We start from the raw sequence: 11,115 nt of genomic DNA on the forward strand, positions 1-11,115 counted from the left end.
TACCCCGAATGTTCAAATTTCGTACCGGCTCCCAGGGCAAACCCGCGACGGCGCCGCCGCAAAGCATAGAGATGGTGCGCCAGCGCGCCCGTCACCGCCTGATCGGCGCTGCCGTGCTGGTGCTGCTGGGCGTGATCGGGTTACCGCTGCTGTTCGACAGCCAGCCGCGCCCGATTGCGGTCGACTTCCCGATCGAGATTCCAGCCAAAAACGAGAGCCTGCCTCCGCTGGTGGTGGGCGCGGCCGCGCCGGCTGTGCCAGCGGCTTCGCGTGTGGCACCAGTAACGCCGACGCAGCCGCCCACCCCTGAACCCGCCGGCTTGGCGCAGGGCGCGCAAGAGGCCTTGGTGCCCGCCGCCGCCCCGCAGGCCGGTGCGGGCCCGGCTGCCCGCGCACCTGCACCGGCGGCACCTGCACCGGCACGCGCGGTCGAATCGACCCCGACCCCAGCTCGAGCTCCGGCTCCGGCTCCGGCTCCGGCTCCAGCTCCGACCCCAGCTCCAGCTCCAGCTCCGGCCGATGGCGCCAAAATTGCCGAGGCGGCACGCATCAAGGCCTTGCTCGAGGGCCGGACGGCTGCACCACCGACTGCACCACCGACTGCGCCTGCGCCCGCTGCCGCTCAGCGCGTGGTGGTTCAGGTCGGGGCTTTTGCCGATCCGGCGCGCGCGCGCGAGGTGCGCCAGCAGCTCGAGCGCGCTGGCCTCAAGACCTATGTGCACGTGGCACAAACCGCCCAGGGGGAGCGCATTCGCGTGCGGCTGGGGCCGTTTGCCAGCCGGGCCGAGGCCGAACAGGCCGCCGCCCGGGTCAGGGCGCTAGGCTTGCCGGCGGCCATTTTGACTTTGTGACACTCGCTTGGCTGTCGATCAAGAGCTTGGGCGTTTGACGGACATGGGCTGGCTGGACTGGGCCTTGCTGGCCATGCTGTCCTTGTCGGTCTTGCTGGGGTTTTGGCGCGGCCTGGTACACGAAGTGATTGCGGTGGCGGGTTGGGTGGCGGCTTTTTTGCTGGCGCAGGCCTACGCGGCTGAAGTGGCGGCCGGGCTGCCGCTGGCGGATCTGGCGCTGCCGTTGCAGGTGGCCATCGGTTTCGTGCTGATTTTTATTGCGGTGGCGTTTGCCGGCGGCTTGCTGGTCTGGATGGTCAAACGGCTGTTTGCCGTGGTGGGTTTGCGACCGGTGGACCGGGTCTTGGGCGGCGCCTTTGGTGCGCTGCGCGGGCTGTTGTTCATGCTGGGCTTGACGCTGGTGGTGCATCTGACGCCGCTGCGCACGCAGCCCTGGTGGCAAGATTCGCTGCTGGCGCAGCCGCTCAGTTCGGCGTTGCTGGCGCTACAGCCCTTGTTGCCCGAGTCGCTGACGCGGCATCTGTCTTGATTTTTTCTTCTGGGGATCGAATATGTGCGGAATCGTCGGCGTGGTGGATCAGGGGCCGGTCAATCAACTGATTTACGATGCCTTGTTGTTGTTGCAGCACCGCGGCCAAGATGCGGCCGGCATCGTCACCGAGCACAAGCGCAAATTTTTCATGCACAAGGCCAAGGGCATGGTGCGCGACGTGTTTCGCACCCGCAATATGCGCTCGCTGCAGGGCCACAGTGGCCTGGGCCAGGTGCGCTACCCGACGGCGGGCAATGCCTACAGCGAAGAAGAGGCGCAACCGTTTTACGTCAACGCGCCGTTTGGCCTGGTGTTGGCACACAACGGCAACCTGACCAACGCACAAGAATTAAGGCAAGAGCTGTTCCAGACCGATCACCGCCACATCAACACCGAGAGCGACTCCGAGGTGTTGCTCAACGTGCTGGCGCATGAACTCGACAAAGTCTCGCGCGGCGCCGACTTGAAGCCCGACGACGTATTCGCCGCCGTGCGCGGCGTGCACCAGCGCGTGCGTGGCTCGTACGCGGTGGTGGCGCTGATTGCCGGTCACGGCCTGCTGGCGTTTCGCGACCCCTACGGCATTCGCCCCTTGTGCGTGGGCCGCAACGGTAGCGGGGTGATGGTGGCCAGCGAGTCGGTCACGCTGGAGGGAAATGGTTTCGAGCTCGTGCGCGATGTGCAACCGGGCGAGGCGCTGCTGGTCGACCTGAGCGGCCGCATGTACGCACAGTCTTGCGCCGAGCGGATCAGCCACCACCCCTGCATTTTTGAGTACGTCTACCTGGCCCGGCCGGACTCGGTGCTCGACGGCATTTCGGTCTACCAAGCACGCCTGAATCTGGGCCAGACGCTGGCCCGGCGCGTGGCCAGCATGGTGCCGCCCAAAGAGATCGACGTCGTCATCCCGATCCCCGAATCCTCGCGCCCCAGCGCCATGCAGTTGGCGCAGTTGCTTGGCCTGCCGTACCGGGAAGGCTTCGTGAAGAACCGCTACGTCGGACGCACCTTCATCATGCCCGGGCAGGGCTTGCGCAGGAAGTCGGTGCGGCAAAAGCTCAATGCCATCGGCAGCGAGTTCAAGGACCGCAATGTGCTGCTGGTGGACGACTCGATCGTGCGCGGCACCACCAGCCGCGAAATCGTGCAAATGGCGCGCGACGCCGGCGCGCGCCGGGTTTACCTGGCCAGCGCCGCGCCGCCGGTGCGCTTTCCCAACGTCTACGGCATCGACATGCCAACGTCTCATGAGCTGGTGGCGCACAACCGAACCATCGAAGAGGTGCGCCAGAGCATCGGTTGCGACGCGCTGATTTACCAAGAGGTCGACGCCATGAAGCAGGCGGTGGGTTCACTCAACCCGGCGCTGGCGGGCTTCGACGCCTCGTGCTTTGACGGCGTTTACGTCACCGGCGACATCACGCCCGAAGGAATTGTCCGCCTCAATCAGACGCGTGGCCCGAGCGAAGAAGGCGAGTCAGACGGCTCGCGCCTGGCTTTGCCGAACGCGCACAGCGCCTGAGAGCGGCTGGAGCGCACGCATCGACATGAGCACAGACACTCCCCAGCCCCCTGCTGCGCCCGGCAGCGGCTTGCACCGCGATACGCTGGCGGTGCGCACCGCCAGCGAGCGCAGCCAGTACGGCGAACACTCAGAAGCCCTGTACCTGACCAGCGGCTACGTGCAGCCCAGCGCCGCGGCGGCGGCGCGCCGTTTCGCCGGCGACGAAGAAGGCTTCACCTACGGCCGCTACGGCAACCCGACCGTGGCCAGCTTCGAGCGGCGCCTCGCCGCGCTCGAAGGCGCGCCGGCTTGCATTTCCACCGCGTCGGGCATGTCGGCCATTCTCATGCTGTGTCTAGGCCTGCTCAAAAGCGGCGACCATGTGCTGTGCTCGCAGTCCATGTTTGGCTCGACCATCAAGCTGATCGGCACCGACTTGGCCAAGTTCGGCGTCGAGTCCAGCTTTGTGCCGCAGAGCGATCTGCGCGCCTGGCAGGCGGCGCTGCGGCCGCAGACCCAATTGCTGTTCGCCGAAACGCCAACCAACCCGCTGACCGAGGTGTGCGACATCCGCGCCCTAGCCGACTTGGCGCACAACGCCGGCGCTTTGCTGTGCGTGGACAACTGCTTTGCCACCCCTGCGCTGCAACGCCCGCTGGCGCTGGGGGCTGACATCGTCATGCATTCGGGCACCAAATACCTGGACGGCCAGGGCCGTGTCATGGCTGGCGCCCTGTGCGCCAGCGAAGAATTGGTGCACAAAAGTTTTTTGCCCATCCTCAAGAGCGGCGGCATGACGCTGGCGCCTTTCAACGCCTGGGTTGTGCTCAAGGGGCTGGAGACGCTGGAAATCCGCATGCAGGCGCAGTCGGCGCGCGCGCTGGTACTGGCGCAGTGGCTGGCGTCGCACCCCTGTGTGACGCAGGTGTTCTACCCCGGCCTGCCCAGCCATCCCCAGCACGCGCTGGCCATGCTGCAGCAGTCCGGCTGCGGCGGTGCGGTGCTGTCGTTCGAGGTCAAGGCGGCCAACGCCGAGCAGGCACGCACGCGCGCTTTTCAGGTGCTGGACGCGATGCAACTGCTCTCGCTATGCACCAACCTGGGCGACACCAAAACCCTGGTGGCGCACCCGGCCAGCACGTCGCACGGCCGCCTGACCGAAGCGCAGCGCTCGGCTGCCGGCGTCAGCCAAGGCCTGATCCGCGTGGCGGTCGGGCTCGAACACCTGGGCGACATCCAACTCGATCTCGATCGCGGCCTTTCTTCCTTCTGACATGACCGTTCAAATTCGCACCCGTTTCGCCCCGTCGCCTACCGGCTTCATCCACCTGGGCAACATCCGCTCGGCGCTCTATCCGTGGGCGTTTGCCCGCGCCCATGGCGGTGTTTTCATTCTGCGCATCGAAGACACCGATCTGGAGCGCTCGTCGCAGGAGGCGGTCGACGTCATCATCGAAGGCATGGCCTGGCTGGGGCTGGATTTCGACGAGGGCCCGTTTTATCAAATGCAGCGCCTGGAGCGCTACCGCGAGGTGTTGGCCGAGCTGGTGGCCGCTGGACATGTGTACCCCTGCTACATGGGTGTGGCCGAGCTCGACGCGCTGCGCGAGCGTCAGATGGCCAACAAGGAAAAACCGCGCTACAACGGCACTTGGCGGCCCGAACGCGGCAAGCAACTGCCGCCGGTACCGCAGGGCATAAAACCGGTGCTGCGCTTTCGGAACCCGCAAGGCGGCGTGGTGGCCTGGGACGACAAGGTCAAGGGCCTGATCGAGATCCGCAACGACGAGCTCGACGACCTGGTGATTGCGCGCCCCGACGGCACGCCCACCTACAACTTCTGTGTGGTGGTGGACGACATCGACATGGCGATCACGCACGTGATCCGGGGCGACGACCACGTGAACAACACGCCGCGCCAGATCAACATCTTCCGCGCCCTCGGCCAGGAGCCGCCGGTTTATGCCCACCTGCCGACCGTGCTCAACGAGCAGGGCGAAAAGATGAGCAAACGCAACGGCGCCAAGCCCGTCACGCAGTACCGTACTGAGGGCTACCTGCCCGACGCGATGGTGAACTACCTCGCGCGACTGGGCTGGAGCCACGGCGACGACGAGATATTCAGCCGCGCGCAGTTCCTCGAATGGTTCAACCTCGACCACCTGGGCCGCAGCGCCGCGCAGTTCGACGAAGCCAAGCTGCGCTGGGTCAACGCCCAGCACCTCAAAGCGATGGACGACGCTGCGCTGGCGCCCCTGGTGGCAGAACAATTGCAAAGACGCGACATCACGGCCGACGAGCGCCTGCCGCGCATCTGCGGCCTGTTCAAGGACCGCTGCGACACCACCGTGGCACTGGCCGGCTGGGCTGCTGCCTTCTATGCCGATGTGAATCCCAGCGCCGACGAAGTGGCGCAGCACGTCACCGAGGCGATCCAGCCCGCGCTGGCAAGCCTGGCCCAGAAACTCGCGGCCTGTGCCTGGGACAAGGCCAGCATCTCGACCGCCATCAAGGAAACCACCACCGCCCACGGCATCAAGATGCCGCAACTGGCCATGCCGGTGCGCGTGCTGCTGATGGGCACGGCGCAGACGCCCTCGCTCGACGCGGTGCTGGAACTGCACAATCGACAAACAGTTTTGGCCAGGCTTCAAAAACCCTGAAAAATGTCCTATAATTTGAGGCTTGCTGATTCGCACTAGGCGCTGACAACGCCAAAGGCAAATCAACACACCCTGTGGGGGTATAGCTCAGCTGGGAGAGCGCTTGCATGGCATGCAAGAGGTCAGCGGTTCGATCCCGCTTACCTCCACCACAATTTGTGAAATGGGCATTGTTGGCGCTGCTACAATGCACAGTTCGGTTTAGTTCCAAGGTTTTGACCCTATCGTCTAGAGGCCTAGGACATCACCCTTTCACGGTGAGTACCGGGGTTCGAATCCCCGTAGGGTCGCCAAGTTTGTGGCACTTGGCCTGAGGCTGCAAAGCATCAGGCAAAAGCTGCACCACTGCGGAGTGGTAGTTCAGTTGGTTAGAATACCGGCCTGTCACGCCGGGGGTCGCGGGTTCGAGCCCCGTCCACTCCGCCATAAAATATAAGCAAATCAACAGCTTAGAACAAAAAGCCCGACCTTAACAGTCGGGCTTTTTCGCTTGTTCGCTCGGTCTGGGTGTCCCTGTGGTGTCCCGATTTGTCTCCGGTTTGACCAAAAAAGTCAATCAGACTAAGGCCATCCTGCGCTCGCTGGCTTCGTGCTGGTGGGCGGGACGGCTCTGTCGATGCATCTGAGTCACCGCGTCAACTACCCGTGTTCCGCGCTCTGCCTCCCTGGCCTGAAGGCCGGGGTTTCACGCGCAAACTGATGAGTCTCTAAAAAGAGTTGCATGTAACGCATTTGGCGCGTATAGTGTTGCATGTAACTTAATGGAGGCTCAAATGGGAGCCAAACACGTTAACGAACGAGTTCAAAAGCACCGCGACGCGCTGCGCATGGCAGGGTTGCGCCCGGTGCAAATTTGGGTGCCTGACACCCGCCGCCCGGACTTCGCGGACGAATGCCGTCGTCAATGCCTTCTCGTTGCGCAGGCGGACAGCGCCGACACGGCTATGCAGCAGTTCATGGATGAAGCCTTGGCAGACGTGGGCGGCTGGACAGAATGAGACGCGGCGACCTCGTAACCATCGCCATGCAAGGCGACTTCGGAAAACCACGGCCCGCCTTGGTCATTCAAGCCGACCAGTTCAGCGAGCATACGAGTGCAACTGTTCTGCCCATTACCAGCACGCTTGTTTCTGCACCCTTGCTGCGCGTCACCATTCAGCCGAGTGTCGAGAACGGCTTGCAGAAGTCATCACAGGTGATGGTGGACAAGGCTATGACGGTGAGGCGCGACAAGGTAGTGCCAGCCTTCGGGCGCATCGACGCGGATGCACTGCTGGAGGTTGAGCGGTGTTTGGCCGTGTTCTTGGGGATAGCGAAATGAGCGGCGCGACAGGCCTTGGGCAAGCTTGTGTGAAAGTTCTGGAACATGCCTGGGGAGAACCACCTCTGCATTGAAGGCGCGATCGCGCTCAACCACGCTGTGCTCCCAGTTCAGGTCCAGTTTTTGGCGTGCCAGCAGCTCGGCGAGCTCGCGGCGAAGCGCGTCCTCGTTGAGGGTCGGGAGTCGAGAGAGGAGGGTGGTTGTCGGGTACAAAACCGCCAAAACCGAATACCAAGAGAGGAGATATCTGCCCAAAAAAACAGCACACCCTACGATCTAAACCGCACAGCACCATGCCCGGTCACGATCACCGGAATCTGCGGTCACGATCAACGGAATACGCACGATTGCCGATCAGATCAACAACCGGCCCAGGAAGGGCTTGGGCGTACGATCCCCACTGGCGGTCTATCGGGAGCTGCTTCTGAACAGCCCGCAACACTCCACCCTCGTTCATTGAAACCCAGGGTGTTGCACTTCACTTTTGAATCCGCCCTTTGACTTTGTCTGGTCAGCGTGACTGTTCGTGCGCGCCGGTTGTGCTGCCCGATGCAGCCCGAATCCGGTTTGCATCTCGAGTGCGAATTCGCTGCATCAGGCTCGTTTCAGGGTGAAAATAGCTACTCTCTTCGCGCCCGCTCCTCGCGGGACCAGGCTGTCACTGGCATGAAATTTGCTTTAAAGTAAGGCGACTCGAACCCCTGTGCCTGCAGCGGGTCTGTCTTGCAGCACCGTATTTCCCGCGCAATCCCGCGCTCTTGCTGCTGCGGCTGTGCCGCCAGCGCCCACCTCATCACGCTGAACCCATGGTCCGCATCCACCTCGCCATCGACCTGAATTACACGGTCAACACCTTGCCGGGTGCTGATTTCATCTTCAACCTCCAGGCCGCGCAGACGCGCCAGCAGTTTGTCGCCTGGGAAGATCTGCTGGTGAGCCAGCCCGTGCCAATGAGCAGCCACACCGACTTGGCCACGAACATGCGCACTCTGCGCCTGACCGCCGCGCCCGGCCCGCTGCTGGTGCGCTACCGCGCCACGCTGGACATCAGCCACCACGCGGCGCCACCCGCCCTGGTAATGGAAACACCCGTGGCCCAACTGCCACCAGACGCGCTGACTTACCTATACCCCAGCCGCTACTGCCAGTCCGACTGCATCACCGCCCAGGCCATGAACCTGTTTGGCAACTTGCCGCAGGGATATTCGCGCGTGATCGCCATCCGCGACTGGGTGCGCTCGCAGGTGAAGTTCCAGTCCAACACCAGCAACTCCATGACCTCGGCGCTTGACACCATGCACAGCCACCTGGGCGTGTGCCGAGATTTCGCCCACCTCATGATCGCCATGTGCCGCGCGCTCAACATCCCGGCGCGGTTTAGCACGGGCATCGATTTCGGCGCCGACCCAGCGCTTGGGCCGACCGACTTCCACGCCTATGTAGAAGTCTATCTGGGCCACCGCTGGTACATGTTTGACCCGTCAGGAACCGCCATCCCCATGGGGTTCGTGCGCATCGGTACCGGGCGCGATGCGGCCGACGCCTCGTTCGCCACCATCTTCGGCAACGTCACTGCGCTGGCGCCGCGCATCGACATTTCAGCCCAGGCCGGTGCAAACACCGGCTGGACATACCCGGTGCATCGCACGGAAGCCCTGTCCACCGATGCGGTGTTCGCCTGGAACGTGGTCAACGCCCGCTGAACCCTGCTTTAAAAAACTTTGTGCGCAGCCGAAAATCCGATGTATACTGCAAGGCTTCGCTGATCGATGTTCTGCTCTTGAGTGGTTCAAAAAGCCAGCGAAGCGCGGTGGCCAAGAGGCCGGGCAGCTTGAAAAAAAATTTTGGTGCTTAGCAAAAAATTTTTAGAAAAACTGCAAAAACCGTGTGAAAACCGTGTGATAATACGAGGCTCTGCTGATCGCAGCAGAGCAAAAACAAGCAGCAGCAACCGTGCTGAATGCTTGCGGATCATTAAAAATATACAGCCGATAAGCGTGGGCGTTTGAAGGCGATTGCCAAACTGGACACGAAAGTGTCCGAGTCGCAAGACTTTAAACGCTCATGAGAATAGAAGTGAAGTTCACTTCAATTCCGTTTTTATGAGTAAATTCAAGATCGAACTAAAGAGTTTGATCCTGGCTCAGATTGAACGCTGGCGGCATGCTTTACACATGCAAGTCGAACGGTAACAGGCCGCAAGGTGCTGACGAGTGGCGAACGGGTGAGTAATGCATCGGAACGTGCCCAGTCGTGGGGGATAACGCAGCGAAAGCTGTGCTAATACCGCATACGATCTATGGATGAAAGCGGGGGACCGAAAGGCCTCGCGCGATTGGAGCGGCCGATGTCAGATTAGCTAGTTGGTGGGGTAAAGGCCCACCAAGGCGACGATCTGTAGCTGGTCTGAGAGGACGACCAGCCACACTGGGACTGAGACACGGCCCAGACTCCTACGGGAGGCAGCAGTGGGGAATTTTGGACAATGGGCGCAAGCCTGATCCAGCAATGCCGCGTGCAGGAAGAAGGCCTTCGGGTTGTAAACTGCTTTTGTACGGAACGAAACGGTCCGGGTTAATACCCTGGGCTAATGACGGTACCGTAAGAATAAGCACCGGCTAACTACGTGCCAGCATCCGCGGTAATACGTAGGGTGCAAGCGTTAATCGGAATTACTGGGCGTAAAGCGTGCGCAGGCGGTTTTGTAAGACAGGCGTGAAATCCCCGGGCTCAACCTGGGAATGGCGCTTGTGACTGTGAAACTGGAGTGCGGCAGAGGGGGATGGAATTCCGCGTGTAGCAGTGAAATGCGTAGATATGCGGAGGAACACCGATGGCGAAGGCAATCCCCTGGGCCTGCACTGACGCTCATGCACGAAAGCGTGGGGAGCAAACAGGATTAGATACCCTGGTAGTCCACGCCCTAAACGATGTCAACTGGTTGTTGGGTCTCTTCTGACTCAGTAACGAAGCTAACGCGTGAAGTTGACCGCCTGGAGAGTACGGCCGCAAGGTTGAAAACTCAAAGGAATTGACGGGGACCCGCACAAGCGGTGGATGATGTGGTTTAATTCGATGCAACGCGAAAAACCTTACCCACCTTTGACATGTACGGAAGTTGCCAGAGATGGCTTCGTGCTCGAAAGAGAGCCGTAACACAGGTGCTGCATGGCTGTCGTCAGCTCGTGTCGTGAGATGTTGGGTTAAGTCCCGCAACGAGCGCAACCCTTGCCATTAGTTGCTACGAAAGGGCACTCTAATGGGACTGCCGGTGACAAACCGGAGGAAGGTGGGGATGACGTCAAGTCCTCATGGCCCTTATAGGTGGGGCTACACACGTCATACAATGGCCGGTACAAAGGGCAGCCAACCCGCGAGGGGGAGCCAATCCCATAAAGCCGGTCGTAGTCCGGATCGCAGTCTGCAACTCGACTGCGTGAAGTCGGAATCGCTAGTAATCGTGGATCAGCATGTCACGGTGAATACGTTCCCGGGTCTTGTACACACCGCCCGTCACACCATGGGAGCGGGTCTCGCCAGAAGTAGTTAGCCTAACCGCAAGGAGGGCGATTACCACGGCGGGGTTCGTGACTGGGGTGAAGTCGTAACAAGGTAGCCGTATCGGAAGGTGCGGCTGGATCACCTCCTTTCTGGAAAAGAGCAGTCAAGCTCAAACGCTCACACTTATCGGTTGTTGGAGAGAAGTCGCCAGCGGTCTGGATTCATCCGGGCCTCTAGTGGCCGACTTGGGGTCTGTAGCTCAGCTGGTTAGAGCACCGTCTTGATAAGGCGGGGGTCGTTGGTTCGAGACCAACCAGACCCACCAAGTGCTCTTTGCTCCGCAATCACCCGGGGGGATTAGCTCAGCTGGGAGAGCACCTGCTTTGCAAGCAGGGGGTCGTCGGTTCGATCCCGTCATCCTCCACCAAACATCTGATCGTTCAACATCAAAGCTTCTGGCGCAGCCGGGAGCTTTGATGTGGATCGGTATCTACCGATTGACAGGCAACGAAGTTGCCACGGCTGTTCATTAAAAATTCATAGAGTCGAATCAGCGTTGCTGATGGAAAGCACATATTCGTAAAGGTTTCATGTGCACCGTGCCATCAGCAACAAGAATTTTTGATTGCGTCAACGAATATTCAATTTTATCGAGAGATACGAATTGAAGCGGCATAACGCGTCAGGTGCAAGACCTGACAGACATTTGCTTGAGACATGGCTTTTGCGTTGCAAGACGTCAA

Annotated in this window: 8 protein-coding genes, 5 tRNA genes and 1 rRNA gene; all 14 read left to right on the forward strand. The window is 61.2% G+C overall.

Going from position 1 to position 11,115, the window contains the following annotated elements:
• Window positions 1-8: 8 nt before the first annotated feature.
• The 14 genes from EST26_RS09510 to EST26_RS09575 all read left to right on the forward strand — a co-directional run bounded on the left by EST26_RS09510 (window position 9) and on the right by EST26_RS09575 (window position 10,799).
• Window positions 9-851 carry an SPOR domain-containing protein gene (locus EST26_RS09510; protein WP_291067367.1) on the forward strand — a complete coding sequence of 281 codons (843 nt, stop codon included), beginning with the start codon at window positions 9-11 and terminating at the stop codon, window positions 849-851.
• A 7-nt stretch (window positions 852-858) separates the two neighbouring features.
• Window positions 859-1,380, forward strand: a complete 522-nt coding sequence (locus tag EST26_RS09515) for a CvpA family protein (protein ID WP_291067368.1) — start codon at window positions 859-861, stop codon at window positions 1,378-1,380.
• Between the two features lie 22 nt (window positions 1,381-1,402).
• Window positions 1,403-2,905, forward strand: a complete 1,503-nt coding sequence (gene purF, locus EST26_RS09520; RefSeq protein ID WP_291067370.1) for an amidophosphoribosyltransferase — start codon at window positions 1,403-1,405, stop codon at window positions 2,903-2,905.
• 25 nt (window positions 2,906-2,930) lie between these two features.
• On the forward strand, window positions 2,931-4,160 hold the full coding sequence (locus EST26_RS09525; RefSeq protein ID WP_291067371.1) for an O-succinylhomoserine sulfhydrylase: 1,230 nt from the start codon (window positions 2,931-2,933) through the stop codon (window positions 4,158-4,160).
• Between the two features lies 1 nt (window position 4,161).
• Window positions 4,162-5,550: a glutamate--tRNA ligase gene (gene gltX, locus EST26_RS09530; protein WP_291067373.1), complete on the forward strand. Its 1,389-nt coding sequence runs from the start codon at window positions 4,162-4,164 to the stop codon at window positions 5,548-5,550.
• A 76-nt stretch (window positions 5,551-5,626) separates the two neighbouring features.
• Window positions 5,627-5,702: transfer RNA gene (locus EST26_RS09535), tRNA-Ala, on the forward strand.
• Window positions 5,703-5,767: 65 nt separating this feature from the next.
• A tRNA-Glu gene (locus tag EST26_RS09540) sits at window positions 5,768-5,843 on the forward strand.
• Between the two features lie 56 nt (window positions 5,844-5,899).
• Window positions 5,900-5,976 (forward strand) — tRNA-Asp (locus tag EST26_RS09545).
• Between the two features lie 347 nt (window positions 5,977-6,323).
• A complete protein-coding gene (locus EST26_RS09550) occupies window positions 6,324-6,548 on the forward strand; it encodes an antitoxin MazE family protein (protein ID WP_291067375.1) in 225 nt (74 codons plus the stop codon).
• Window positions 6,545-6,871, forward strand: a complete 327-nt coding sequence (locus tag EST26_RS09555; RefSeq protein WP_291067377.1) for a type II toxin-antitoxin system PemK/MazF family toxin — start codon at window positions 6,545-6,547, stop codon at window positions 6,869-6,871. The genes EST26_RS09550 and EST26_RS09555 overlap by 4 nt, the downstream gene beginning before the upstream one ends.
• Before the next feature lie 806 nt (window positions 6,872-7,677).
• Window positions 7,678-8,574: a transglutaminase family protein gene (locus tag EST26_RS09560; protein WP_291067378.1), complete on the forward strand. Its 897-nt coding sequence runs from the start codon at window positions 7,678-7,680 to the stop codon at window positions 8,572-8,574.
• A gap of 417 nt (window positions 8,575-8,991) precedes the next feature.
• A 16S ribosomal RNA gene (locus EST26_RS09565) occupies window positions 8,992-10,521 on the forward strand.
• A gap of 99 nt (window positions 10,522-10,620) precedes the next feature.
• Window positions 10,621-10,697, forward strand: a tRNA-Ile gene (locus EST26_RS09570).
• A gap of 26 nt (window positions 10,698-10,723) precedes the next feature.
• Window positions 10,724-10,799, forward strand: a tRNA-Ala gene (locus tag EST26_RS09575).
• The last annotated feature ends 316 nt before the right edge of the window (window positions 10,800-11,115 follow it).

Origin of the sequence: Hydrogenophaga sp. (assembly GCF_014773545.1) — a bacterium.
Lineage (GTDB): Bacteria > Pseudomonadota > Gammaproteobacteria > Burkholderiales > Burkholderiaceae_C > Hydrogenophaga.